General features: G+C 70.4%; 20 protein-coding genes and 1 tRNA gene. 13 read left to right on the forward strand and 8 right to left on the reverse strand.

Annotated features, from left to right (window positions below):
• Positions 1 to 47 precede the first annotated feature (47 nt).
• A complete protein-coding gene (pyk, locus tag CITRI_RS0100290; protein WP_010142518.1) occupies positions 48 to 1,541 on the forward strand; it encodes a pyruvate kinase in 1,494 nt (497 codons plus the stop codon).
• 1 nt (position 1,542) lies between these two features.
• Complete coding sequence (locus CITRI_RS0100295; RefSeq protein ID WP_010142519.1) at positions 1,543 to 2,082, forward strand: nucleoside deaminase; 540 nt, start codon at positions 1,543 to 1,545, stop codon at positions 2,080 to 2,082.
• On the opposite strand, the gene CITRI_RS0100300 is transcribed toward CITRI_RS0100295, so the two are convergent.
• Positions 2,063 to 2,665: an ANTAR domain-containing response regulator gene (locus CITRI_RS0100300; protein ID WP_010142521.1), complete on the reverse strand. Its 603-nt coding sequence runs from the start codon at positions 2,663 to 2,665 to the stop codon at positions 2,063 to 2,065. The genes CITRI_RS0100295 and CITRI_RS0100300 overlap by 20 nt on opposite strands.
• 116 nt (positions 2,666 to 2,781) lie before the next feature.
• On the opposite strand from CITRI_RS0100300, the gene CITRI_RS0100305 reads away from it, so the two are divergent.
• A tRNA-Leu gene (locus CITRI_RS0100305) sits at positions 2,782 to 2,863 on the forward strand.
• Positions 2,864 to 2,896: 33 nt separating this feature from the next.
• Here CITRI_RS0100305 and CITRI_RS0100310 read toward each other — a convergent pair.
• Complete coding sequence (locus CITRI_RS0100310; protein WP_010142523.1) at positions 2,897 to 3,427, reverse strand: hotdog fold thioesterase; 531 nt, start codon at positions 3,425 to 3,427, stop codon at positions 2,897 to 2,899.
• On the opposite strand from CITRI_RS0100310, the gene polA reads away from it, so the two are divergent.
• From polA to rpsA, 3 genes are all read left to right on the forward strand, one after another.
• Positions 3,420 to 6,263: a DNA polymerase I gene (gene polA, locus CITRI_RS0100315; protein ID WP_040385260.1), complete on the forward strand. Its 2,844-nt coding sequence runs from the start codon at positions 3,420 to 3,422 to the stop codon at positions 6,261 to 6,263. The two genes, CITRI_RS0100310 and polA, sit on opposite strands and share 8 nt — an antisense overlap.
• Positions 6,250 to 7,545 (forward strand): GNAT family N-acetyltransferase, encoded by a 1,296-nt coding sequence (locus tag CITRI_RS15625; protein ID WP_010142525.1) that lies wholly within the window; start codon positions 6,250 to 6,252, stop codon positions 7,543 to 7,545. The genes polA and CITRI_RS15625 overlap by 14 nt, the downstream gene beginning before the upstream one ends.
• Positions 7,546 to 7,739: 194 nt before the next feature.
• Positions 7,740 to 9,194, forward strand: a complete 1,455-nt coding sequence (rpsA, locus tag CITRI_RS0100325; protein WP_010142526.1) for a 30S ribosomal protein S1 — start codon at positions 7,740 to 7,742, stop codon at positions 9,192 to 9,194.
• Positions 9,195 to 9,320: 126 nt separating this feature from the next.
• Here the strand turns inward: rpsA and CITRI_RS0100330 are convergent, their stop codons facing one another.
• Together CITRI_RS0100330 and CITRI_RS0100335 are read right to left on the reverse strand one after the other, a co-directional pair.
• Positions 9,321 to 10,538 carry a class I SAM-dependent methyltransferase gene (locus CITRI_RS0100330; RefSeq protein WP_010142527.1) on the reverse strand — a complete coding sequence of 406 codons (1,218 nt, stop codon included), beginning with the start codon at positions 10,536 to 10,538 and terminating at the stop codon, positions 9,321 to 9,323.
• Positions 10,535 to 11,221 carry a YigZ family protein gene (locus tag CITRI_RS0100335; protein ID WP_010142528.1) on the reverse strand — a complete coding sequence of 229 codons (687 nt, stop codon included), beginning with the start codon at positions 11,219 to 11,221 and terminating at the stop codon, positions 10,535 to 10,537. The genes CITRI_RS0100330 and CITRI_RS0100335 overlap by 4 nt, the downstream gene beginning before the upstream one ends.
• A 110-nt stretch (positions 11,222 to 11,331) precedes the next feature.
• Here CITRI_RS0100335 and coaE (CITRI_RS15630) point away from each other — a divergent pair, with 110 nt between their 5' ends.
• From coaE (CITRI_RS15630) to CITRI_RS0100360, 5 genes are all read left to right on the forward strand, one after another.
• Positions 11,332 to 13,737, forward strand: a complete 2,406-nt coding sequence (gene coaE, locus CITRI_RS15630; protein WP_010142529.1) for a dephospho-CoA kinase — start codon at positions 11,332 to 11,334, stop codon at positions 13,735 to 13,737.
• On the forward strand, positions 13,734 to 14,378 hold the full coding sequence (coaE, locus tag CITRI_RS0100345) for a dephospho-CoA kinase (RefSeq protein WP_010142530.1): 645 nt from the start codon (positions 13,734 to 13,736) through the stop codon (positions 14,376 to 14,378). The genes coaE (CITRI_RS15630) and coaE (CITRI_RS0100345) overlap by 4 nt, the downstream gene beginning before the upstream one ends.
• Before the next feature lie 105 nt (positions 14,379 to 14,483).
• Positions 14,484 to 16,658: an excinuclease ABC subunit UvrB gene (gene uvrB, locus CITRI_RS0100350; RefSeq protein WP_010142531.1), complete on the forward strand. Its 2,175-nt coding sequence runs from the start codon at positions 14,484 to 14,486 to the stop codon at positions 16,656 to 16,658.
• A gap of 214 nt (positions 16,659 to 16,872) precedes the next feature.
• Complete coding sequence (locus tag CITRI_RS0100355) at positions 16,873 to 18,135, forward strand: TerC family protein (protein ID WP_010142533.1); 1,263 nt, start codon at positions 16,873 to 16,875, stop codon at positions 18,133 to 18,135.
• 102 nt (positions 18,136 to 18,237) lie between these two features.
• A complete protein-coding gene (locus CITRI_RS0100360) occupies positions 18,238 to 19,452 on the forward strand; it encodes a globin domain-containing protein (RefSeq protein WP_010142534.1) in 1,215 nt (404 codons plus the stop codon).
• A 12-nt stretch (positions 19,453 to 19,464) separates the two neighbouring features.
• Here CITRI_RS0100360 and CITRI_RS0100365 read toward each other — a convergent pair whose 3' ends face one another.
• The 3 genes from CITRI_RS0100365 to CITRI_RS0100375 are packed head-to-tail and all read right to left on the reverse strand — an operon-like array spanning position 19,465 to position 24,103.
• Positions 19,465 to 20,853 carry an alpha/beta fold hydrolase gene (locus CITRI_RS0100365; RefSeq protein ID WP_010142535.1) on the reverse strand — a complete coding sequence of 463 codons (1,389 nt, stop codon included), beginning with the start codon at positions 20,851 to 20,853 and terminating at the stop codon, positions 19,465 to 19,467.
• Positions 20,850 to 21,428 (reverse strand): GNAT family N-acetyltransferase, encoded by a 579-nt coding sequence (locus CITRI_RS0100370; RefSeq protein WP_010142536.1) that lies wholly within the window; start codon positions 21,426 to 21,428, stop codon positions 20,850 to 20,852. The genes CITRI_RS0100365 and CITRI_RS0100370 overlap by 4 nt, the downstream gene beginning before the upstream one ends.
• Before the next feature lie 38 nt (positions 21,429 to 21,466).
• Positions 21,467 to 24,103 carry an RNA helicase gene (locus CITRI_RS0100375; RefSeq protein WP_010142537.1) on the reverse strand — a complete coding sequence of 879 codons (2,637 nt, stop codon included), beginning with the start codon at positions 24,101 to 24,103 and terminating at the stop codon, positions 21,467 to 21,469.
• 94 nt (positions 24,104 to 24,197) lie between these two features.
• Here CITRI_RS0100375 and CITRI_RS15635 point away from each other — a divergent pair, with 94 nt between their 5' ends.
• Positions 24,198 to 25,043, forward strand: a complete 846-nt coding sequence (locus tag CITRI_RS15635) for a methyltransferase domain-containing protein (protein WP_010142538.1) — start codon at positions 24,198 to 24,200, stop codon at positions 25,041 to 25,043.
• A gap of 10 nt (positions 25,044 to 25,053) precedes the next feature.
• Here CITRI_RS15635 and CITRI_RS0100385 read toward each other — a convergent pair whose 3' ends face one another.
• Entirely contained in the window at positions 25,054 to 25,734 is a 681-nt protein-coding gene (locus CITRI_RS0100385; RefSeq protein WP_029138901.1) for an MBL fold metallo-hydrolase, read from the reverse strand.
• 122 nt (positions 25,735 to 25,856) lie between these two features.
• On the opposite strand from CITRI_RS0100385, the gene CITRI_RS0100390 reads away from it, so the two are divergent.
• A complete protein-coding gene (locus CITRI_RS0100390) occupies positions 25,857 to 26,276 on the forward strand; it encodes a GntR family transcriptional regulator (protein ID WP_010142540.1) in 420 nt (139 codons plus the stop codon).
• Positions 26,277 to 26,300 lie beyond the last annotated feature (24 nt).

Below are 26,300 nucleotides of genomic sequence, written 5' to 3' on the forward strand. Positions count from 1 at the left end.
TCCCCCGTCAGTCCCGGAAGGGACCTTCCGCTCGTTAGGGTGGAACCATGAGACACGCGAAGATCGTTGCCACGTTCGGTCCGGCCACGGAGGGATACGAGAACACCAGGGCCCTGATCGCCGCGGGCGTGGACGTCGCGCGGATGAACATGAGCCACGGCACGTACGAGGTGCACGAGCGGACCTACGCCGACATCCGCCGCGCCGCCACGGACCTGGACCGCCCGGTGGCGGTCTTCGCCGACCTGCAGGGCCCGAAGATCCGGCTGGGCCGGTTCGCCGACGGGCCGCACGCGTTGGCCGTGGGGGACCGGTTCACGATCACCACCCAGGAGGTGGAGGGCACCGCCGAGCGGTGCGGCACCACCTTCAAGGGGCTGCCGCGGGACGTCCGCACCGGGGACACCCTGCTGATCGACGACGGCAAGGTCGCACTGCGGGCCGTGGAGGTCACGGACACGGACGTGGTCACCGAGGTCACCGTGGCCGGCACGGTGTCCAACAACAAGGGCATCAACCTGCCGGGGGTGGCGGTCAACGTCCCGGCACTGTCGGAGAAGGACGAGGAGGACCTGCGCTGGGCGCTGGACCTCGGCGTGGACATGGTGGCGCTGTCCTTCGTCCGCTCGGCCCAGGACGTGCAGCGGGTGCACGAGATCATGGCGGAGCAGGGCCGGAAGGTCCCGGTGATCGCCAAGATCGAGAAGCCGCAGGCGGTGGAGGCCCTGCACGGGATCGTGGACGCGTTCGACGCGATCATGGTGGCCCGCGGCGACCTGGGCGTGGAACTGCCGCTCGAGGACGTCCCGGTGGTGCAGAAGCGGGCCATCGAGCTGGCCCGGCGCTGGGCCAAGCCGGTCATCGTGGCCACGCAGGTGCTCGAGTCGATGATCGACAACCCCCGGCCGACCCGCGCCGAGGCCTCGGACTGCGCCAACGCGGTGCTCGACGGCGCCGACGCCGTGATGCTCTCCGGCGAGACCTCGGTGGGCAAGTACCCGGTGGTCACCGTGGAGACGATGGCCCGGATCATCGAGTCCACCGAGACCCACGGCCTGGACCGGATCCTGCCGCTGGGGTCGCGGCCGAAGACCCGCGGCGGGGCCATCACCCGGGCCGCCGTGGACATCGCCAACCAGCTCGACGTGCGCTACCTGGCCACCTTCACGCAGTCCGGCGACTCGGCCCGGCGGCTGTCCCGGCTGCGGCCGCACCAGATGGTCTACGCGTTCACCCACGTGGAGCACACCCACAACATCCTGTGCCTGTCCTGGGGGGTGCTGCCGAAGATGGTGCCGTTCGCCGACTCCACCGACGAGATGACGGCCCAGGTGGACCGTTCGCTGCTCAAGGAGGGCATCGCCGGGGTCAACGACCTCGTGGTCATCGCCGCCGGGTCGCCTCCCGGCCAGGCCGGCTCCACGAACACGGTCAAGGTGCACCGGATCGGCGACCTCGCGGACTCCGGCGGACTGCTGCAGGGCTATCAGCGTCCGGCGCGGGAACGCGTGGGCGTGTGGCCGGCGCGGTCCCCGCTCTGAGATGATCACGGACACGGACCGCGTCCACCTGCGGCGATGCGTGGAACTGGCCGAGGAGGCCCTGGACAGCGGGAACGAGCCCTTCGGGTCCGTGCTGGTCTCCGCGGACGGCGCCGTGCTCCTCGAGGACCACAACCGGGTGGGCGGCGGTGACGCCACGCGTCACCCGGAGTTCGCGATCGCCCGGTGGGCCGCCGGGCACCTGAGCCCGGACCAGCGGGCCGCGTCCGTGGTCTACACCTCCGGTGAGCACTGCGCCATGTGTTCCGCCGCGCATGCCTGGGCGGGACTGGGACGGATCGTCTACGCCAGCTCCACCGCCCAGCTGGGCCGGTGGCTCCGCGGGCTGGGGGTCCCGCCCGGACCGGTCGTGGCGCTGTCCATCCGGCAGGTCGCCCCCGGGGTGCCGGTCGACGGCCCGGACGAGGAGCTCGCGGAGCAGGTCCGGAGGCTGCATCACCGCTATCACCGCCATCACCGCCTCGACGGGGGTGCGGGCGCACCGGGCCCCGCCGGCGGGGTCAGCCCATCTGGTCGATGACCGTCTGGGCCACCTCCCGCATCGTCAGGCGGCGGTCCATGGAGGTCTTCTGGATCCACCGGAAGGCCTCGGGCTCGGACAGGTCCAGGGTGGTCGTCAGCACGGACTTCGCCCGGTCCACGAGCTTGCGCGTGGCGAACTGCTCGGTGAGGTCGGAGACCTCGGCCTCCAGGGCGCGCAGCTCCTCGAACCGGGCCACGGCCAACTCGATGGCCGGCACCAGGTCGTTCTCGCTGAACGGCTTGACCACGTAGGCCATCGCCCCGGCCTGGCGGGCCCGTTCCACCAGCTCGCGCTGGCTGAAGGCGGTCAGCAGCACCACGGGCGCCACCCGCTCCCGGGCGATCTGCTCGGCCGCGGTGATGCCGTCCATGATGGGCATCTTCACGTCCATCAGCACCACGTCCGGCTGCAGCTCCGTGGCCAGCTCGACCGCCCGCTGGCCGTTGTCCGCCTCGCCGACCACGGCATAGCCCTGGGACGAGAGGATCTCCACGATGTCCAGGCGGATCAGCGTCTCGTCCTCGGCGACGACGACGCGCAGCGGCTCATCGGCGCTCGGCGCGGTGCTCTCGGTCGGCATGGTGGCTCCTCGCAGGTGGGGACGGTTCACGGGACTCACGGTTCAGCGTATATCGAGGCCTGGTCCCGGCGGTCGCGCGTGTATCCTTGTGGAGTTGCCTCGCCGGATCCCGGCGGGCCCCAATGGCGGAACTGGCAGACGCGCCGCACTCAAAATGCGGTATCGAGAGATGTGTGGGTTCGAGTCCCACTTGGGGCACTGGCGGCGCGGCGGCACGACCGCCCGCGGCCGTTAGCCCTTCCGGCGCTCCGGGTCGAGGATCATGTTGGTGATCCTCGCGGTGGACAGCCGCCGTCCCTGCTCATCGGTCATGACGATCTCGTGCGTGGTCAGCGTCCCGCCCAGGTGGATCGGCGTGCAGGTCCCCGTCACGGTTCCCCGCTGGATCCCCCGGTGATGCGTGGCCCCGATCTCGATCCCGACCACCGGCTTGCCGGCGTGCAGGACCGCGGCGATGGACCCCAGGGTCTCGGCCAGCACCAGGTGGGCCCCGCCGTGCAGCAGCCCGGCGTTCTGCTCGTTGCCGGCCACCGGCATGGTGGCCACCATGCGTTCCACGGTCATCTCCTGGAACACGATGCCCATCTTGGCGGTCAGCGGACTGATCCCCAGCCGGCCCAGCCTGCCGTGGATCTCCTCCGGGATCCCCGAGTCCAGCATGAGCCGCCGCAGTTCCTCGGGCGAGGGGTCCGGCGTGACCCCGGGGACGAAGGCGTAGGGGGCCGCGGCGGGGGCGCGTGTCTGGGCTGAGTCCATGAGCATTAGGCTGGCACCCGTGACTGATTCGAGCAATTCCGCACCTGACACCGCCCAGCGTCTGCTGGTCATCGACGGCCACTCGATGGCCTTCCGGGCCTTCTACGCCCTGCCGGTGGACAACTTCGTCACGGACACCGGTCAGCACACCAACGCCGTCTACGGCTTCACCACCATGCTGCTGACCATGATCCGCCAGCAGAAGCCCACGCACGTCGCGGTCGCCTTCGACCTGGACACCCCCACCTTCCGCTCCGAACAGTACGAGGAGTACAAGGCGGGCCGGTCCAAGACCCCGGAGGAGTTCCACGGGCAGGTCGAGCTGATCCAGAAGGTCATGGAGGCCATGAACATCCCCACCATCACGGTGGACGGCTTCGAGGCGGACGACATCGTGGCGACGATGGCGGCCCAGGCCGAGGCGGCCGGCTGGCAGACCCGGGTGGTCTCGGGCGACCGGGACGCGTTCCAGCTCATCACCGACCGGACCCTGGTGCTGTACCCGAAGAAGGGCGTCTCGGACATCCCGCCGATGGACGCCGCCGCGATCGAGGCGAAGTACGGTGTCCCGCCCCACCGGTACCCGGACCTGGCGGCGCTGGTGGGGGAGAGCGCCGACAACCTGCCGGGCGTGCCCGGGGTCGGCCCGAAGACCGCCGCGAAGTGGATCGGCCTCTACGGCTCCGTGGAGGACGTGCTGGAGCACGCCGAGGAGATCAAGGGCAAGGCGGGCCAGTCCCTGCGTGACCACGCCGAGTCCGTCCGCCGCAACCGCAGGCTCAACGCGCTGGTGACGGACATGGACCTGCCCGTGGCGCTGGAGGCCACGGAGCTCGAGCACCCGGACCACGAGCAGATCGAGGACCTCTTCGACGCCCTGCAGTTCAACGCCGTGCGCCAGCGCCTGTTCGACACCCTCGCCGAACGACTGGGTGGCGAGCCCGAGGCCGTCCCGGTCGAGCAGACCCCGGACTTCGCGGTCGCCACCACCGCCGGGGAGCTGGAGGCGTTCATCACCGCGCACGGGGCCAACCTGGTGGGCGTGCACGTGGTCCTGGACGGGCCGGCCATCCTGCCCAAGCGCAAGATCCCGGCCCCCGGGGACTACGGGGTCCCGCTCGGGGCGGCGCTCGTGGCGGAGGGCGCCGCCGTCTACGTCCCCCTGGACACGCCCGACGCCGGCGCCGGCCCGGTGCTGGCCGAGTACCTGTCCCAGCCCGGTGCGCAGAAGGCCGTGTACGACCTGAAGGCGGCCGGCAAGGCCCTCAAGGCCTCCGGTGCCCGGACCGCACTGGGGCGCGCCGTGGCGCTGGCCGGCGTCGTGGACGACGTGCTGCTCTCGGCCTACCTGATCTCCCCGGACCGCCGGGGTTACGGCCTGGACGCCCTCGTACAGGCGTACCTGCAGTCCACCCTCGAGATGGAGGACGACCCGACCCAGGCCGGGGACCAGCTGGAACTGGACCTCGGGGCCGCCGAGGCCGAGGGGGCCGACGCCGGGGCGGCGCTGCTCCAGGCCCGAGCCGCCGCCACCGTCCGCGCCGCCTGGATGGTGCGCCGGTTGTCCGAGGTGTTCGTGCCCCAGTTGCTCGAGCGCGGGGCCCAGCAGCTGCTGCGGGACCTCGAGATCCCGTTGGCCCTGGTGCTCGTGGACATGGAGCTGGCCGGCATCGCCGTGGACCGGCCCGTGCTGGACGGGCTCTTCGAGGAGTTCACCACGCGGATGCAGTCCGCCCAGGAATCGGCATGGGCCTCCGTGGCGGAGGCCACCGGCGGGGAGAAGGTCAACCTCGGCTCGCCCAAGCAGCTGCAGGCGCTGCTGTTCGAGAAGCTCGACATGCCGCGCACGCGCAAGACCAAGACCGGGTACTCCACGGACGTGGACTCGCTCACCGACCTGCTGGCCCAGACCCAGCACCCCTTCCTCGAGAACCTCATGCTCCACCGGGACGCCACCAAGCTGCGCCAGACCGTGGAGGGACTGCTGGACACGGTGGCCGGGGACGGACGCATCCACACCACCTACTCGCAGACCGCCGCCGCCACCGGGCGGTTGTCCAGCCTGCACCCGAACCTGCAGAACATCCCGGTCCGGACCGAGGCGGGCCGGAAGATCCGCGAGGTGTTCGTCGTGGGGGAGGGCTACGGCACCCTGCTCACGGCCGACTACTCCCAGATCGAGATGCGCATCATGGCGCACCTGTCCGAGGACGAGGCCCTGATCCAGGCGTTCCGGGAGGGCGAGGACCTGCACCGCTTCGTCGGTTCCCAGGTGTTCGGCGTGGAACCCCAGGACGTCTCCTCGGAGATGCGCGCCAAGGTCAAGGCCATGAGCTACGGCCTGGCCTACGGGCTGAGCTCCTTCGGGCTCTCCAAGCAGCTCCAGATCCCCGTGGACGAGGCACGGTCCCTCATGAAGGGCTACTTCGACCGCTTCGGCGCGGTGCGCGACTACCTCAAGGAGGTCGTGGCCAAGGCCCGCCAGGACGGTTTCACCGCGACCATCCTGGGCCGGCGCCGCTACCTGCCGGACCTGAACAGCGACAACCGCCAGTTGCGGGACATGGCCGAGCGCGCCGCGCTCAACGCCCCGATCCAGGGCTCGGCGGCGGACATCATCAAGCAGGCCATGCTGGACGTCCAGTCCGGACTGGTGGAACAGGGACTGCGCTCCCGGCTGCTGCTGCAGGTCCACGACGAACTGGTCCTGGAGGTCCCGGACGAGGAACTCGACGCGGCCACCACCCTCCTCCAGGAGAGGATGGGTGCGGCCGCGGAACTGTCCGTCCCGCTGGACGTGCACGTCGGCGTCGGGCGGAGCTGGCACGATGCCGCGCACTGATCCCGTCCTGCCCGAGGGACTCCGGCTGCATCGCTTCGACGTCACCGGCCGGCCGGCCGCGGAGGACCCCGCCGCGGCCCTGTTCCTGCGGACCGTCGAGCGCGGCTTTTACGAGCCGGAGCCGACGGGCACCGCACTGGACCAGCTGCTCGGCTACGCCCACGCGGACGGGCGCACCTACACCGGCGTCTACGCGGCCGGTGCCGACCCGGCCACCGACCGCCCGGTCGGCACCTTCTCCGGTTTCGACAAGCGCCTGCACACCGGCCGGCGCCGGGAGGTCGACGCCCGCCTGATCTCCGAGGTCACCGTCTCCCCGAGCCATCGCCGCCGCGGGATCCTGCGCGCCCTGATGGAGTCGGAACTGGCGATCGCCGCCGGGCGGGGCCTGCCGCTGGCGGCGCTGACCGCCTCCGAGGCCACCATCTACCGCCGCTTCGGCTTCGGCGCGGCCACCACCCAGCGCTCCGTCGAGGTGGACGTCCGGGGGGACGCCGCCCTGGCGGGACCGGTGACCGGGCGCGTCGAGCTGGTGGAGCCGGGGGACCTGGCCGGGCTGGGCCCGGAGCTGTTCGGGCAGGCCTACCTGCAGACGCCCGGTTCCGTGCAGCGGATGGCCTCCTACGGCGGCCACGAGACGGACACCATCGAGTCGGGACGGCACGGGAAGGACCACGGCTTGTTCGCCGCGGTCCACCACGACGACGGCGGGGTGCCCCGCGGGTACGTCACCTACCGGTTCACCGGCTGGGACACCGATCCGGCCACCATCCGGGTCTCGCTGCTGACCGCCACCACGGCGGAGAGCACCCGGGCCCTGTGGTCCTTCCTGGCGAACCTGGACCTCATCGAGCGCGTCACCTGGCGCGGCGCGCCGGACGACGGCCTGCTGGAGCACCTGTTCGCGGACCACCGCCGGGTGCGCACCACCCGGCGGGAGGACCACCTGTGGCTGCGGTTGCTGGACCTCCCGGCTGCCCTGCGCGGCCGGGCCTGGGCCCGCGACGGCGAGCTGACCCTGCGGGTGCACGACCGCCTCGGCCACACCGCGGGCGACTGGCGCCTGACCGTGGCCGGTGGCGAGGCCGACGTCGTGCCGCTGGAAGCGCACCCGGACCTGGAGCTGGACGTCGCGGACCTGTCCGGGGCCTACCTGGGCGGGGTGTCCGCCGAGGTGCTCCGCCAGGCCGGCAGGATCACCGAGCACCGGCGCGGGGCCGCCGCCGCACTGGCCGGGATGCTGGCGCAGGACCGGCCCGTCCACTGCATGACCGGGTTCTGACGGACGGTGCCCCCGGGGACCGCCACCGGGGGCACGCCCCGCTTTGACCGCGACTTGGGACGGCGGCTAGACTGGCCGAGCACTTTCTGTGCATACCCAATAATCCAAATCAACCCACTATCCGGGTGTCGCGGTCCTTACGTGTGTCCGCCTGGCCCGGCCGAGTGAACAATCCACATCGGAGCCCCTACTACATGACCATTACCTCCACCGCCCCGCAGGTCGCCATCAATGACATTGGCACTGCTGAGGACTTCCTCGCCGCCATTGATGAGACGATCAAGTACTTCAATGACGGCGACCTGGTCGAAGGCACCGTCGTCAAGGTCGACCGCGACGAAGTGCTCCTCGACATCGGCTACAAGACTGAAGGCGTCATCCCGTCCCGGGAACTCTCCATCAAGCATGACGTGGACCCGGATGAGGTCGTCGCCGTGGGCGATAACGTGGAGGCCCTGGTCCTCACCAAGGAGGACAAGGAAGGCCGCCTGATCCTGTCCAAGAAGCGCGCTCAGTACGAGCGTGCCTGGGGCTCCATCGAGAAGATCAAGGAAGAGGACGGCGTCGTCACCGGCACCGTCATCGAGGTCGTCAAGGGCGGCCTCATCGTCGACATCGGCCTGCGCGGCTTCCTGCCCGCCTCCCTCGTCGAGATGCGCCGCGTCCGCGACCTGGCCCCGTACATCGGCCAGGAGCTGGAAGCCAAGATCATCGAGCTGGACAAGAACCGCAACAACGTGGTCCTGTCCCGCCGCGCCTGGCTCGAGCAGACCCAGTCCGAGGTCCGCTCGAACTTCCTGCACAAGCTGGAGAAGGGCCAGGTCCGCACCGGTACCGTCTCCTCCATCGTCAACTTCGGTGCCTTCGTGGACCTGGGCGGCGTGGACGGCCTGGTGCACGTCTCCGAGCTGTCCTGGAAGCACATCGACCACCCGTCCGAGGTCGTCGAGGTGGGCCAGGAGGTCACCGTCGAGGTGCTCGAGGTGGACATGGACCGCGAGCGTGTCTCCCTGTCCCTGAAGGCCACCCAGGAAGACCCGTGGCAGCTGTTCGCCCGCACCCACGCCCTGGGCCAGGTCGTGCCGGGCAAGGTCACCAAGCTGGTGCCGTTCGGTGCGTTCGTGCGCGTCGAGGACGGCATCGAGGGCCTGGTGCACATCTCCGAGCTGGCCTCGCGCCACATCGACACCGCCGAGCAGGTCGTGTCCGTCAACGACGAGCTGTTCGTCAAGGTCATCGACATCGACCTGGAGCGCCGCCGCATCTCGCTGTCCCTCAAGCAGGCCAACGAGGGCGTGGACCCGGAGGGCACCGAGTTCGACCCGGCGCTCTACGGCATGGCCGCCGAGTACGACGACGAGGGCAACTACAAGTACCCCGAGGGCTTCGACCCGGAGTCCAACGAGTGGCTCGAGGGCTTCGAGACCCAGCGCGCCGCGTGGGAGCAGCAGTACGCCGACGCCCAGGCCCGCTGGGAGGCCCACAAGGAGCAGGTGGCCCGCCACCTCAACGAGGACGTCGAGGGTGCGGCTGCCGTCGAGTCCGGCGCTGCCTCCTACTCCTCCGAGGACCGCGGCGAGGCGGACCAGGGCACCCTGGCCTCCGACGAGGCCCTCGCCGCCCTGCGCGAGAAGCTCACCGGCAACTGATCGGCTGAGCCGCTGACCATTCGGACAGCGTGACAGGAAGGCCCCGCACCACCACGGTGCGGGGCCTTCCTGCGTCCGGAGGGCGGCGGGCACCCTGCCCGTGACGCGGTCGCGTCGGCGCCGGGCTCAGTGCCGGGTGCTGACCGTGACCGTGAAGGTGCGGTCACGGGCCACCTGCCGGGTGGGGCCCACCCGTCGCTCCAGGTCGGGCCGGTACATCAGGTGCGAGTTCCACACGCACCACAGCTCGCCGCCGGGGCGCAGCACGCGCGCGCCGGCGTCGAACAGTCGCAACGCCACCCGGGTGTCCACCGTGTTGCCGGCATGGAACGGGGGGTTGAGCACCAGCAGGTCCTCGCTGGCGTCCGCGAACGACGCCAGGGCATCGTCCCGGCGGACCTCCACCTGTGCGGCGACGCCGTTGAGCGCGGCGGACAGGACCGTGGAGGCGCAGGCGTCGGCCGACTGGTCGGTGGCGACCACGGTGGCCTCCCGGCCCCTGCTGCGGGCCCGCAGCGCGAGGTGGACCGCGATCGTGCCGTTGCCGCAGCCGACGTCCACGGCCCGCCCCACGTCTCCGATCCCCCCGATGTTCCCGAGCAGGAACCGCGTTCCCGGGTCCACGGCGGTGCCCCCGAAGGTGGAGCCGTGGGCCGCGAGGGTGACGGTGCCGACGTCGGGCAGGGTGTGCACCGCCGTGCGGGGGAACGGGGCGGGCCGTCCGCGGACCGGGCCGCGCGCGGTGAGGACGCGGGACTTGGAGCGGCCGCGTCCGGGGACCACGGACTCGAAGTAGCGGTTCAGCACGGTGTTCTGCCGCGGGGTCATGTGCTTGTCCCGGCCTGCGGCCAGCAGGAGGACGTCCTGGGCGGCGTGCTCGGCCACGAGGTGCGCCCACTGCTCCAGCGCGTCGAGCGAGCGGGGCAGGACCAGCAGGACGGTGCGCGCCCCGGCCACCAGTGCGGGGTCCACCGGCCCGCGGTGCAGGGTCCCCGGCAGCGGCGTGGCCCACCGGCCGAGGTTGGCCTCCAGGGACCGCTCGTGGGCCAGGGCGTCCTGACCTACGCGGACGTCGTGACCCGCCGCCAGCAGGGGGAGCGTGAGCGCACCGTGCCGATCCTCCAGCACCACGACGGCATCCCGCGTCTCGCTCCCCGCACCGGCGTGCCCGGCGTCCAGCCAGGACTGCAGGGTGTCCAGCAGCAGCAGGTCCGCGGCGTCGTGGGCCTGCAGCCCGGGCGCCTCGGGGTAGGGCCAGCGGGACAGCGCGTCGAACGCGAAGCCCTCCGTCAGGGCCGAGCGGTCGACGGGGGGAGTCTGGCCGAACGGGACGGTGGCGTTCACGGCAGGTCCACCCACTCGCTGCCGAGCGTGCGGAACGTCCCGGCCCCGGCCGTGATGGACGCCAGGCGGGCGGCGAACGCCTCTGTCGAGTGGCCGTCGTCGGGCAGGGCCACCGTCACCGTGGCCGAGGAGGCCCCGTAGTCGGTGTCCTGCACCGCGAACCCCGCCGCGCGCAACTCGTTCTCCCAGCGGCCGGCCTCCGCGTGGGGGGCCTCGACCCCGGCCAGCACCATCCGCTGCCGCGCGAGCAGGGGGGCGGTGTCCAGGACGGCGGACACGGCGTCCGAGTAGGCGCGGACCAGTCCGCCGGCACCCAGCTTCACCCCGCCGAAGTAGCGCACGACGACCGCGCAGACGTCCGAGAGGTCGCGTGCGCCTCCGGTGTCCCTCATGGACAGGGCCTCCAGCATGGGGATGCCCGCGGTCCCGGCCGGCTCACCGTCGTCGGAGGACCGCATCACATCCCGGTCGGGGCCGAGGATGAAGGCGCTGCACACGTGCCGGGCCTCGTGGTGCTGCCGGCGCAGGCCGGCGATGAACTCGCGTGCCTGCTGTTCGGTCTCGACTCGGGCCAGGCACCCGATGAAGCGCGAGCGCCTGATTTCCAGTTCGTGGACAACCGGTGCGTGGGCCGAGGCGGCAGGGAGGACCGTGTACTGCGCGTTGCGCGACCTGCCAGGCATGCCGTTCAGTCTACGGGTCGCTGCCGCGCCGCCCTCGTGCGGTAAGTTGTCGCCTGTCGCACGGACACGGTCCCCGGGACGACCGGGGGTGATCGGAAACGAGGGAACTCATGCTGACTCGTCTTCACAACCGGCTGGGCTTGCGGACTGGGCCGGCCATCTTCTTCATCTCGGCGTCGGTCATCATCGTCTTCACGGTGGCGATGGCCCTGTTCCCTGCACCCGTCCAGGGTGCCTTCGGCGTGGTGTCGACGTTCCTGCGCTATGACGCCGGCTGGTTCTACACGCTCGGCACCACTCTTCTGGTGTTCGTCGCGGTCGGCCTGGCCCTCAGCCGATACGGCCGGGTGAAACTAGGCACCGACGACTCAGAACCGGAGTACTCCGGAGTCGCCTGGTTCGGGATGCTCTTCGCCGCCGGCGTGGGCGCCGTCCTCATGTTCTGGGGCGTGGCGGAGCCGATGAACCACTACGTCAACCCCCCGATGTACGGCACCGAACCGGCCTCGGACCTGGCGGCCACTCAGGCGCTGGCGATCGCCAACTTCCACTTCGGGATCCACATGTGGGCGCTGCTGGTGGTTCCCGGGCTGTGCTTCGGCTACTTCACGTACAAGCGTCAGTTGCCGCCGCGCGTCTCATCGGCCCTGCAGCCCCTGCTCGGTGACCGAATCCACGGCACCTGGGGGAAGATCGTGGACATCCTTGCCGTGGTGGCCACCGTCTTCGGCCTGTCCGTCTCCGTGGGCCTGGGCGCCATGCAGATCAACAGCGGCATGAATTACGTCATGGGTGTGCCCATGAACGGTTGGCTACAGGCCGGCATCATCGCCGTCATCACTGCCGTAGCGCTGGCCTCTGCCTTGTCGGGCCTGGACAAGGGCATCAAGCGGCTGTCCTACCTCAACATCGTCATGGCGGTGGCCCTGATGGTGTACGTGATGATGTGGGGCGCCACCATGGACACGGTACGCGGGATCGTCGAGTCCGCGGGCTCCTACCTGGGCAGCCTGCCGATGCTCTCGTTCTTCAACGACACGTTCGGCGGGGGTGAGTGGTCTGGCGACTGGACCGTGTTCTACTACGCCTGGACCGTGACGTGGTCGCCCTTCGTGGGCCTGTTTGTGGCCCGCATCTCCCGCGGCAGGACCATCCGGGCCTTCGTCACCGCGTGCCTCGGTCTACCCACCGCCTTCGTCATCATCTGGTTCGGCGTCTATGGGCTCAACTCCTTCCGCATCGACCGAGCGGAAACGAGCGCCGGGAGCCTGACCGAGACGATCGTCACCCAGGGCAACGTGGAGGCAGCCCTGTTCCAGTTCCTGCAGTCTTTCCCCTTCTACGGCGTGACCGCGGTGCTGGCCCTGGTGATCATCGTCATCTTCTTCGTGACCTCATTGGACTCCGGCGCCCTGGTGCTCGACAACCTGGCCTCCGGCCACGAGGACGTGGGGCCCAAGCGCCAGCGGATCTTCTGGGCGGTCTCGGTGGGCCTGATCTGCTCGGTCATCCTCGTCACCTCTGGTGAGAATGGCTTCGGCGCCTTGCAGGAGGTCATCATCGTCATCGGCGCCCCGGTCATGGCCCTGGCACTGCTGCAGTCCTGGATGCTGCTGCAGGCCCTGCGCGAGGACGCCGGCGCGGTGAAGCCGATCCGGACTCGCCAGTGGAAGAAGGTGCTGCCGGTCGAGGAATACCACCGGCGGGCACACGAGGATGAGCACGACATGGACAAGTACGTGATCCGGCCCGAGTACGAGGTCGGAACGGAACCCGAGTACGACACCCACCAGCCGCAGACCTGGGCCTGGCAACGGGCCCAGGACGGCCGAGCGCTGTTCCATGTCGGCCTGACCGGTGGCATTGCCTCGGGCAAGTCGCTGGTGGGGAAGCAACTGGGGGAGCTGGGCGCCCGGGTCATCGATGCCGATCAGGTCGCCCACGACGTCGTCATCCCGGGGTCCGAGGCCCTGGCCGAGATCCGGGAGGTGTTCGGCGGGGACGTCATCACGGACGGCGGCGAACTCAACCGCTATGCACTGGCAAAGATCGTGTTCGGCAACAGCAGCGCCCGGGAGCGCCTCAACGCCATCGTCCATCCGCGCGTGCGCCAGGAGATCGAGCGGCGGGTCCGGGAGGCCGGGCCGCACGCGGTGGTCGTCGTGGACCTGCCGCTGTTGGTCGAGACGGACGTCGCCCAGGAGTTCGACGTGGTCCTCACGGTGGAGGCCCCGGCCGAGACCCGGGTTGCCCGGTTGGTCCACGAACGCGGTTTCTCCATGCAGCAGGCCTGGCAGCGTATCGACGCCCAGGCCAACGACGCGGAGCGGCGCGAGATCGCCGACGAGGTGATCCTCAACGACGGCAGCCTCAACGACCTCTCAGAGGCGACCCGGCGGTTCTGGGACGACTACGTCCAGCCGGTGCTCGACGAGGACAGGGCCCGCGACGAGGCGGTCAGCACGGATTCAGCCACCGCCCCTGTCTCGGCCGGTGAGGACGAGGAGGCGCGATGACCTCGATGGGGACGACCGCCGGTCGGCCCAGGCTGCACATCGGCCTGACCGGGGGCATCGCCTCGGGCAAGTCCACCGTGGCCGCCGAGCTCGCGGACCTGGGGGCCGTCGTCGTCGACTCGGACGCCCTGGCCCGCGCGGTCGTCGCCCCCGGTTCCGAGGGGTTGGCCCTCGTGCGCGAGGCCTTCGGCCCCGCCGCGATCGCGGCGGACGGGACGATGGACCGGGCCGCGGTCGCGGCCATCGTCTTCAACGACGCCGACGCCCGGGAGCGGCTCAACGGGATCATCCACCCCCTGGTGCGCGCCGAGGGACGGCGCCTGGTCCGCGAGGCCGGGCCCGACGCCGTCGTGGTCCAGGACGTGCCCCTGCTGGTGGAGACCGGGCAGGCCGACGCCTACGACCTGGTCCTGGTGGTCCAGGCCGACACGGACGAGCGGGTGGCGCGGATGGTCCGGGACCGGGGGATGACCGAGGAGGCCGCAAGGGCCCGGATCGCCACGCAGGCCACCGACGAACAGCGCCGGGCCGCGGCCGACGTCGTCATCGTCAACGACGCCGGCCTCGAGGACCTGCGCCGGGCCACCCGCCGCTTCTGGGAGGAGTACGTGGCGCCGGTGCTGGACGGCGCCGGGGACTGAGCGTCCCCGGCGGGCCGCCGCCCGGGACCACCACCGGGACCAGCGGTCTCCGCCGGTGGTGAACCGTACTGCCGCGGTGACTCGAACAGCAGTACGGTTAACGGCATGAGTCTGGCGCAGAAGATCAAACGGCAGGTGGCCCCCTTCGAGGTGATCTCGGAGTTCACGCCCTCGGGCGACCAGCCCAAGGCGATCGCCGAACTGGCCGAGCGCGTCCAGGCGGGGGAGAAGGACGTGGTCCTGCTGGGTGCCACCGGCACCGGCAAGTCCGCGACGACGGCCTGGCTGATCGAGAAGGTCCAGCGGCCCACGCTGGTGATGGTCCAGAACAAGACCCTGGCCGCGCAGCTGGCGAACGAGTTCCGAGAGCTGCTGCCGAACAACGCCGTCGAGTACTTCGTCTCCTACTACGACTACTACCAGCCCGAGGCCTACGTCCCGCAGTCGGACACCTTCATCGAGAAGGACTCCTCCATCAACGAGGAGGTCGAGCGGCTACGGCACTCCGCCACCAACGCCCTGCTGACGCGCCGGGACGTCATCGTGGTCGCCACCGTGTCCTGCATCTACGGACTGGGAACGCCCGAGGAGTACATCCAGCAGATGGTGACGCTGCGCCGGGGCCAGGAGATGGACCGCGACGCGCTGCTGCGCCAGTTCGTGCAGATGCAGTACGTCCGCAACGACCAGGACTTCCACCGCGGGACCTTCCGCGTGCGCGGGGACACCGTGGAGATCATCCCGATGTACGAGGAGCTGGCGATCCGCATCGAGTTCTTCGGGGACGAGATCGAGACCATCCAGACCCTGCACCCGCTCACGGGCCACGTGGTCCGCGAGGAGGAGGAGATGTACATCTTCCCGGCCTCGCACTACGTGGCCGGCGACGAGCGCATGCACACGGCGATCGGCTCGATCGAGGACGAGCTGCGGGAGCGCCTCCAGGAGTTCGAGTCGCAGAACAAGCTGCTCGAGGCCCAGCGGCTGCGGATGCGCACCACCTATGACCTCGAGATGATGCAGCAGATGGGGTACTGCAACGGCATCGAGAACTACTCGCGGCACATCGACGGCCGCCCGGCCGGCTCGGCCCCGCACTGCCTCCTGGACTACTTCCCGGACGACTTCCTTCTCGTGGTCGACGAGTCCCACGTGACGATCCCGCAGATCGGGGCCATGTACGAGGGCGACATGTCCCGCAAGCGCACCCTCGTGGAGCACGGCTTCCGGCTGCCCTCGGCCATGGACAACCGCCCGCTGAAGTGGGACGAGTTCCTCGAGCGGATCGGCCAGACCGTCTACCTCTCCGCGACGCCCGGCAAGTACGAGCTGTCCCAGGCCGACGGCGTGGTGGAGCAGATCATCCGGCCCACCGGCCTGGTGGACCCCGAACTGGTGGTCAAGCCCACCCAGGGGCAGATCGACGACCTGCTCGAGGAGATCCGGGTGCGCACCGAGCGCGACGAGCGCGTGCTGGTGACGACCCTGACCAAGCGCATGGCCGAGGACCTCACGGAGTACCTGCTCGACCACGGGGTCAAGGTCGAGTACCTGCACTCGGACGTGGACACGCTGCGTCGCGTGGAGCTGCTGCGCGAGCTGCGCAAGGGCACCTTCGACGTGCTCGTGGGCATCAACCTGCTACGCGAGGGCCTGGACCTGCCCGAGGTGTCCCTCGTGTCCATCCTGGACGCGGACAAGGAGGGCTTCCTGCGCTCGTCCACCTCGCTCATCCAGACCATCGGCCGTGCGGCCCGCAACGTCTCCGGCCAGGTGCACATGTACGCGGACCGCATCACCGACTCGATGCGCTACGCGATCGACGAGACGAACCGCCGGCGCGAGGTGCAGCAGGCGTACAACCGGGAGCACGGCATCGACCCGACGCCGTTGCGCAAGCGGATCGCGGACATCACCGACCAGCTGGCCCGGGAGGACGCGGACTCGGCGGACTTCCTGGCGGGGATGGGCGGCATCAAGTCCGGCTTCGAGTTCGGCAAGGGCAAGCGCGGCTACACCGCGACCATCAGCGACGAGCAGCGGGCGGCGGCCGCCCACGCCGTCGCCGGCGGGGACGCGGACCTGGTGGAGCACGACGGCGGCGCCCCGGACTTCGCGAAGCTGCCCGCCAAGGACCTGTCCGACCTGATCGACCAGATGAGCGCGCAGATGCACCAGGCCGCCGTGGACCTCCAGTTCGAGCTGGCCGCCCGGATCCGGGACGAGGTCTCCGAACTGAAGAAGGAACTGCGGCAGATGCAGCGGGCGGGCCACGCCTGAGACCTGACCGTGGGCAGGGTACACTGGGCCACGGCGTAGGGGAGTATCCCGAACACTGCGGACGTCAGCACGCTGGTCTGACCAGCCGTACGCAGCGGCCTGCCGCACGGCAGGCGGAGAGACTTGCGGCACACACCCAGCGGTGTCCCGTGCCGGCCGTCCCTCGTGCGACGGTCCGGCCGTGGTCACCGGAACCACCACGGAAAGTGACTGCATGGAAATCAATGCGCTGACCTGGATCGTCACCATCTTGGTGATCATCGCGCTGCTGCTCTTCGACTACATCTTCCACGTGCGCAAGGCCCACACGCCGACCATCCGGGAGGCGGCCATCTGGTCCGCCATCTACGTCGGCATCGCCCTCCTGTTCGGCCTGGTCTTCTTCGCCTTCGGCGACACCCGGCACGCGGTCGAGTACTACGCCGGCTACATCACGGAGAAGGCGCTCAGCGTCGACAACCTCTTCGTCTTCCTGGTCATCATGGCCTCCTTCAAGGTGCCGCGCGAGTACCAGCAGAAGGTGCTGCTGTTCGGCATCACCTTCGCGCTGATCTCCCGGACCGTGTTCATCCTCCTCGGTGCGGCGCTGATCTCCGCCTGGTCGGACGTGTTCTACCTCTTCGGCCTGGCGCTGCTGCTGATCGCGGGCGGCCAGCTCAAGGGGGAGCTCACCGGGGACGAGGAGAACAAGGACGAGGCGGACAACTTCCTGGTCCGCCTGGCCAAGAAGTGGCTCCCCGCCTCCGAGCGCTACGACGGCGACCGGCTGTTCACGTGGGAGAACGGCAAGAAGGTCATGACGCCCATGCTGCTCGTCATGGTCAGCATCGGGCTCACCGACGTCCTGTTCGCCTTCGACTCGATCCCCGCCATCTACGGGCTCACCCAGGATCCGTACATCGTGTTCACGGCCACGGCGTTCTCGCTGATGGGCCTGCGCCAGCTGTTCTTCCTCATCGACGGCCTGCTGGACCGGCTCGTGTACCTGTCCTACGGCCTGGCGGCCATCCTGGGCTTCATCGGCGTCAAGCTGATCCTGCACGCGCTGCACGAGAACAACCTGCCGTTCATCAACGGCGGCGAGAACGTCCCGGTCATCGAGATCGCGACGAACACCTCGTTGCTGGTCATCGTGGGCATCCTCATCATCACGGTCGTGGCCTCGCTGACGAGCCCCAAGGGGCGCGCCCTGGTGGCCCTGCAGAACGCGGAGAAGTTCTCCTACCGGTACACCAAGCTGGACGAGACGGCGACCGAGGAGGACCGCCGCAAGGCCGAGGCGCTCATGGACAAGTGGACGCACGCGGCCGAACGGGTTTCCCCGCACTACCGCGACGAGCTGCTGGACCACAAGGACAGCTACTCGCAGATCATCCGCACGGCCCACGAGACCCGTCTGGCCTCCGCCCAGGCGGAGGGCCGGGACGTGCCGGCCATCTCGCAGACCATCGTGGACAACGAGGGTCCCACGACCTGATCCCGACCCACCGCACGGGGGCCCGGTCTGGCAGTCGCCAGGCCGGGCCCCCGTCGTCCAGGGCTGGACACCACCCCGGGGACCGGGGTCTATGGTGGCCCCATGTACACGGAGACAGCACCCCAGGCAGACCGTCATGCCCTGAGCCCGGAGCACGCGGAGACCATCAGGGCGTCCCTACCGGCGGTGGGCGCGAACATCCAGGAGATCACCCGGCTCTTCTACAGCACGATGTTCTCGAAACACCCCGAGCTGCTCGCCAACACCTTCAACCGGGGCAACCAGCGCAGCGGTGAGCAGCAGAAGGCGCTGGCGGCCTCGGTCGCCACCTTCGCGGCCATGCTGGTGGACTCCTCGGCGCCGAGTCCCGTCGAGCTGCTGACGCGGATCGGCCACAAGCACGTCTCGCTGGGCATCACCGAGGACCAGTACCAGATCGTCCACGACAACCTGTTCCACGCGATCGTGGAGGTCCTGGGCGACGCGGTCACCCCCGAGGTCGCCGAGGCCTGGGACCGCGTCTACTGGATCATGGCGGACGTCCTGGTCAGCTTCGAGAGGGGCCTCTACGACTCCGCGGGGGTGCCGCCCGGCGAGGTCTTCGTGCCCGCGCGGCTGGCCCGGCGCGAGCAGCTGACGGGGTCCGTGATGAGGTACTCCTTCGAGGCCGAGGGCTTCTCCCAGACCCAGCCCGGCCAGTACACCTCCCTGGGCGTGAGCCTGCCGGACGGCGCCCGGCAGCTGCGCCAGTACTCCCTCGTGGAATGGGACGACCGGGGCTTCTCCGTGGCCGTCCAGCGGGACGGCGAGGTCAGCTCCCACCTGCAGGACCACGTGCGGGAGGGGGACACGATCGAGGCCACCCTGCCCGCCGGCCACCTGGTGCTGCACCAGTTCACCTCGCCGATCGTGACGGTCAGCCAGGGCATCGGCTCCACCCCGATGGCCGGGATGCTGTTGGCGCTGATCCGGCGGCTGGACAGCGAACAGGGGGCGCAGTCCGCTCCGGAGCACCCCATCACGGTGCTGCACGCCGACTCGTCCGAGGCCGACTACGCCTTCGGGGAGCTGGCCGAGTCGGTGACGTCCCGCCTGCACGCGCCGCTCGTGACGGCCTTCCGGGACCAGGGCCAGCGGCTGGACCTGAAGGCCCTGTCCGAGGACGGCACGCTGCCGGCGGGCGCGCAGTGGTACCTGTGCGGCGGGAACGCGTTCCTGCAGGACATCCGCGACCAGATCGAGGAGCACAAGACCACCCTGTTCCCCGTGGAGGTCCACTTCGAGCTGTTCAGCCCGAACGACTGGCTGCTGCGCTGAGGGGCGTCCGGCTCAGCCCGTCATCTCCAGCAGCCGCTTCAGGATGGCCGGACCGTCGTCGCCGATCCCGTCGTGGTGGAAGTCGTCGGTCTCCCACACGGTGAGGCACCGGACCCGGTCCGCCGTCTGCAGGGAGAGGTCCCGGTCCACGTACACGTCGTGCGTGTAGACCGCGGCGGCCGTCGGCACCGTGTTGGCGGCGAGCGTGTCCGGGTCGTAGAGCGGCCCCCAGTCGGTGCGGCGCGCGAGCGCCTCGGTCACCGCGCGCAGCGGCCGCAGTGCCGGGTCGAGGTCCGCGTACCAGTCGAAGACCATCTCCCCGGTCAGCAACGGCGCCGTCGTGCGGTCCGGGTCGAAGTCGGCCAGGTCCGCCGACCCGGTGAGCAGCCGCTGCGCGGCCCAGCCGGTGTCCGTCCCGCCCGTGTCCGACCGCACGGCACCGGTGCTGGCCGGTTGCGCGTAGATCGACTCGTGCATCACCAGGTAGAGCGGGTTGGTGGCCCGTGAGACCTGCTGGTAGAGCCCGTGCAGGAAGGTGTCGGAGAGCTCGGGGCATTCGGGGCCGGCGAAGGCCTCCTGCAGGAGGTAGTGCAGCTGGTCCATGCGGGTGTTGCCGCCCAGGAGCATTCCCAGCGCCTGGACCCGGCCGACGGTCACGGGCGAGCCGTCGGGCAGGCTCGCGGCACCGCCCCGGGCCACCTCGTAGACGCGGGCCAGCACGTCCCGGTCCTGCGGGAAGCGGGAGAAGTACTCCTCGTTGCGGTGCCGCATCCGCCGGTAGGTGGCGCGGTAGACCTGCTCGGCGTGGCCGTCCAGGGGGGCCAGTCCGCCGGTGATCAGGGCCCGCTCCACGCCCTCCGGGTGCCAGGAGAGGTAACTGAGGGCACAGAAGCCGCCGAAGCTCTGGCCGAAGACGGTCCACGGCCCGGAGCCGAGGGCGAGCCGGATCGCCTCGGCGTCCTGCACGATCGACGGCGCCCGGAAGTGCACGAGGTACTCCGCCTGCTGCCGGGCGGTCCCCTCGGCCGGCAGGGTGTGACGGGTGACGGGGGAGGAGAGCCCGGTACCGCGCTGGTCCAGCATGAGGATCCGGAAGTCCGCGGCCGCCTGCTTCATCCAGCCCCCGAGCCTGGCCTGGCGCATGCCCTTGCCCCCGGGCCCGCCCTGCAGGAACACCAGCCAGGGCAGCTCCTGCCGCCGTCCACGGTGGGCGGCCGCCACGTACTCGCGGGCGAAGACCGGGATGGTCCGGCCGTGCGGCGCCGCGTGGTCCAGCGGGACCTCGAACCAGTGGTCGGCGATCAGCGTGCCGTCCAGCAACGTGGCCCGGGGCCCGGCCCGGTGCGCGGCCGGACGCGGGGGAGCGAAGGTGCGGGGGTCACCGGCGACGACGGCACTCACCCCCGTGCACCCGCCATCCCGGTCGTCGGCCGGGTGGTGTCCCCGACGCCGGCCCCCGCGGCCTCGCCGGCCCGCTGCAGGGCGCCACCGGTGAGCCGGAAGGTCGTCCACTCGTCCATCGGCTCGGCACCGAGTGAGCGGTAGAACCCGATCGACGGCTCGTTCCAGTCCAGGACCGTCCACTCCAGCCGCGCGTAACCGCGCCGGGAGCAGATCCCGGCCAGGTGCTCCAGCAACCGCCGGCCGTGCCCGCGCCCGCGGACCGCGGGATCCACGTAGAGGTCCTCGAGCCAGATGCCGTGCGTGCCCTCCCAGGTCGAGTAGTTCAGGAACCACAGGGCCAGGCCCACCACCCGGGGCGCGGCGCCGGGCGCGTCGTCCACCACGTCCTCCACGACGTGGCAGAACACGGCCGGATGCTCACCGAACAGGTGCCGGTGCAGGTCCCCCTCGGTGTTCCGGACCGCGTCGGGCTCCCGCTCGTAGGCCGCCAGGTCACGGATCAGCCGCAGGATGTCCGGCACGTCCGTGGGGCGGGCCGGCCGGATGCCGTTCGTCATGGTCTTGGTCTCCATCGTCCTGTCCGTCCTGGCTGTCCTGTCCCGTCCCGTCATCACACTGCCCAGCCGGGCTCGGGTGGGCCCACCGAGACCACCAGGATCACGGGGTGGCCGAGCTCATCCGAGGCGTCCAGGTCCACCACGGCGTTGATGCCCCAGTCCAGGTTCTCCTCGGGGTCCACGAGGACCTGCCGCACGGCCCACCAGCGGGAGCCGGACACGCCGGCCGGTGCGCCTCCGCCGGGCCCGGCCGCCGGGGACGTGTCGACCCGGAAGTACTGGGGACCCCGGGCCGCGGCGCCGTCGTCGATGTCCTCGTAGTCCCCGAAGTACCCGTCCAGGGCCTCGGCCCAGTCGTGCGTGCTGAACGAGTCCCCGGCGGAGGCGCCGAGCTCGCCCAGGGCGCGGTCCTGCTCGTCCCCGAACAACCGTACACGGCGGAACATCGCGTTGCGGACCATCACGGTGAAGACGGTCCGGTTGGCCGTCAGCCGCGGCGGCTCGGGCGGGGCGAGCTGTTCGTGGTCCTTCTTGAGCTCCTCGATGTCCCCGGCCAGCAGGTCCTCCCACTCCTCGATGAGCGAGGAGTCGGTCTGCTTGACGATCTCGTCCAGCCAGGCCATCAGCACGTCCAGCTCGTCGTCCCGGACGTCCTGCGGGATGGTCTGGCGCAGCGCCTTGACCGCGTCCGTGAGGTAGCGCAGCAACACGCCCTCGGACCGTGCCAGTCCGTAGAAGTTCACGTAGTCGGTGAAGCCCATGGCCCGTTCGTACATGTCCCGCACCACGGACTTCGGCGTCAGCTCGAAGTCGTTGAGCCACGGGGCGGAGGCGCGGTAGGTCTCGAAGGACTGCTCCAGCAGCTCCGCCAGGGGTTGCGGGTGGGTGACCTCGTCCAGCGCGTTCATACGGTCGGTGTAGTCCATGCCCTCGGCCTTCATCGCGGCCACCGCCTCGCCGCGCGCCTTCTTCACCTGGGCGGACAGCACCTGCCGGGGCGGTTCGAGCGTGGCCTCCACGATCGAGACCATGTCCAGGGCGTACCCCGGCTCCGCGGGGTCCAGCAGCTCGAAGGCGGCCAGGGCGAAGGGGGAGAGCGGCTGGTTGAGGGCGAAGTTCGGCTGCAGGTCCACCGTCAGGTCCACCGTGCGGCCCTCGGCGTCCGGCTCCTCCAGCTTCTCCACGACGCCGGTCGCCAGCAGCTCGCGGAAGATCCCCAGGGCGCGGCGCATCAGGGCGGCCTGCCGGGCCGGTGTCTCGTGGCTGTTGCGGATCAGCCGTCGCACGGCGATCACCGGGTCACCGGGCCGGTCCAGGATGTTCAGCAGCATCGCGTGGCTGATCTGCAGCCGGGAGGTCATCGCCTCCGGCTCGGCGTCCACGAGGCGCTCGAAGGTGGCCTTGCCCCAGGACACGAAACCCTTCGGCGGGGTCTTCTTCGGCGAGGACTTCGCGGACTGCTTCATCCGCTTGGACCGTTCGGACTCGTCCTTGACGCCGGCGAACTTGGCCGCCAGCTTCGCCTGGTTCCGGGCATTCTCGATCACGTGCTCGGGGGCCTGGACGACCACCAGTCCGGAGGTGTCGAACCCGGCGCGACCGGCCCGGCCGGCGATCTGGTGGAACTCACGGGCATTGAGGATCCGCGTGCGTTCGCCGTCGTACTTGCTCAGGGCCGTGATGAGCACGGTGCGGATGGGCACGTTGATGCCCACCCCGAGCGTGTCCGTTCCGCAGATGACCTTGAGCAGGCCCTCCTGGGCGAGGCGTTCGACCAGGCGCCGGTACTTGGGCAGCATCCCGGCGTGGTGGACGCCGATCCCGGACCGGATGAGCCGGTTGAGCGTCTTGCCGAACCCCGCGGAGAACGCGAAACCGGCGATCCGCGCGGCGATCGCGTCCTTCTCGGAGCGCGTGGCCACGGACACCGAGGACAGGGACTGCGCCCGCTCCACGGCGTCCAGCTGGGAGAAGTGCACCACGTACACCGGCGCCTGCCGGGTCTCCACGAGCTCGGCGACCTTGTCCTGGACGTGGTCCTCGGACCACTCGTAGGACAGCGGGATGGGGCGCTCGGCGTGGGCCACCGTGGTGGTGGTCCGGCCGGTCCGTTCCGTGAGGTCCTCCTCGAAACGGCTCGTGTCCCCCAGCGTGGCGCTCATCAGCAGGAACTGCGCCTGGGGCAGTTCCAGGAGGGGCACCTGCCACGCCCAGCCGCGCTGGGGGTCGGCGTAGAAGTGGAACTCGTCCATCACCACCGGGCCGACGTCCAGTCCGGATCCCTCCCGCAGGGCCTGGTTGGCCAGGATCTCCGCGGTGCAGCAGATGATGGGGGCGTCCCCGTTGACGGACGAGTCGCCGGTGACCATCCCCACGTTCTCCGCTCCGAAGACGTCCACGAGGGCGAAGAACTTCTCGGACACCAGGGCCTTGATGGGCGCGGTGTAGTAGGTCCGCTGTCCGCGGGCGAGGGCGTGGAAGTGCGCGGCCAGGGCCACGAGGGACTTCCCGGACCCGGTGGGCGTGGCCAGGACGACGTTGTTGTCCTGCACCAGTTCCATGACCGCCTCGTCCTGGGCGGGATAGAGGGTGATCCCCCGGGACCGCGTCCAGTCCAGGAAGGACTCGTAGACGGCATCGGGGGACAGCCGGGGGGCGTCCGGGGCGGGGATCAGGTCGGTGAGCAGCATCCCTGCCAGCCTAGTTGGCGTTCCGTGGTGGGTTCGTGTCCTCCCGCGTCATCCCACGGGTACGCTCCGGGCCGGCGGGCGCTAGCGTGGAAGCATGCGCGACTTCACCTGGGATCCGGAGCAGTACAGCGTCTTCGCCGACCGCCGGGCCCGGCCCTACCGCGACCTGACGGCCCGGATCCGTATCACCGATCCCCGGGTGGTCGTGGACCTCGGCTGCGGCCCCGGCAACATGACGGCCACCCTCGCCGAGCGCTGGCCCGATGCCCACGTGACCGGACTGGACTCCTCGGCGGACATGGTGGACACCGCCCGCCGGCTGGCCGCCGAGCCGGGGGCGCCGGCCAACCTGTCCTTCGAGCAGGTGGACGCCCAGCGCTGGCAACCGGGCGCCGACGTCGACGTGGTGGTCTCCAATGCCATGCTCCAGTGGATCCCGGACCACCGCGAGCTGGTCGCCGGCTGGCTGGCCGCCCTCCGGCCGGGGGCCTGGTTCGCCGTCCAGGTGCCCGGGAACTTCGAGGCCCCCTCGCACGCCACCATGGCCGAGCTGTCCCGCCGCCCGGAGTACGCGGCGGCGCTGGAGGGCGTGATGGAGCGCGAGTCCGTCTACACCACCGAGGAGTACCTGGAGACCCTGATCGCGGCCGGTTATGAGGCCGACGTCTGGGAGACCACCTACTCCCAGCCGCTCACCGGGTCCGATCCCGTCTACGACTGGGTCCGCGGGGCCGCGCTGCGACCCTCGCTGCAGCGGCTGGAGGAGGCCGACCGGCGCGACGGCACGAACCTGGTGGAACGGTACGTGGAGGAGTACAAGCGCATCATGCGCGCCTCCTACCCGACCTACCTCACCCCGGACGGGGTGCGGCTGACCGACTACCCGTTCCGTCGCATCTTCGTGGTCGGGGTCAAGAGCGACCTGGCGCCCAGCATCTGAGCCGGGCCGTTCACCAGCCGCGCTCGCGCCACTGCGCCAGGTGCGGTCGCTCCGCGCCGAGCGTGGTCGGGTCCCCGTGGCCGGGATGCACGATCATGTCGTCCGGATACACGTCGAACAGCCTGGCCACCACGTCGGCGAACAGGGACTCGAACCGCTCCGGGTCCTGCTGCGTGTTGCCCACGCCCCCGGGGAACAGCGAATCGCCGCTGAAGCACAGAGGCGGGCCGTCCTCGGGCTCGTAGACCAGGGCCACCGAACCGGGGGTGTGGCCGCGGAGGCCGACGACGGCCAGCGAGATCCCGTTGAAGGCCGCGGTGTCCCCGTGGTTCAGCAGGACCTTGGCGGCCACGCCGGTGGCCTCCTCGATCGCGGCGGCGTCCGCGGTCCCCGCGGCCGTGGGCACGCCCGTGGACTCCGCCACCGCGGCCAGCGCCCGGACGTGGTCCCAGTGCTGGTGGGTGGTGATGATCACCGCGAGCTTGAGCTCGCAGGGGGTGTCCTCTCGCGCCGACTCCAGCAGTTCCCGGACCGCCTCCGCATCGTCCGCGGCGTCGATCAGCACCTGGGTCCCGGAGGTCTTCGAGGTCAGGACGTAGACGTTGTTCGCCATCTCGGAGACCGAGCGTTGTCGGACCGTCACTTGGGGCAGGTCGTGCAGCAACCGGATCGGTGAGGTGGAAGAAGGCATGCGACCCAGTCTAGGGACGTTGACGTTCCGAAGGGCAAGGCCGTCGGGGAGGTCAAGACCCGGTCCACGCCGTTCGCTAGGGTGGGGTCATCAGCGGGTGCACGGGAGACGGAGGAGTGCTGGTGGAGGACGACAGCGCGGCGCGGGCGCCGCAGCAGGGATCGGTGCCGGCCTGGCTCGTCAAGGCCCTGGCCATCAACACCTCCTCCACCGTCCCGCCCTTCGAGCAGGTCCGCACCGGACTGCTCGACCTCATCCATCGCAATCGGCTGCCGGTCGGCACCAAGTTGCCGACCGTGCGCGGCCTCGCGGCCGCCCTGGGGGTCGCCGCCAACACCGTGGCGCGCGCCTACAAGGAACTGGAGCAGGCCGGCGTCGTCACGGCCCGGCCCCGGCTGGGCACCGTGGTGGCCCGCGGCGGTGATGACGCCGAGGACCGGCTGGCCGCGGCGGCCACCGCCTACGCGGAGGCCGCGCAGTCGCTCGGGTTCACGCGGCGCCAGGCGGTCCGGCAGCTCGAGGCCGTCTACCCGTCGTCCTGAGCGCGACGGCGGTGCCGGAGGCAC

Source organism: Citricoccus sp. CH26A, assembly GCF_000224415.1.
Lineage (GTDB): Bacteria > Actinomycetota > Actinomycetes > Actinomycetales > Micrococcaceae > Citricoccus.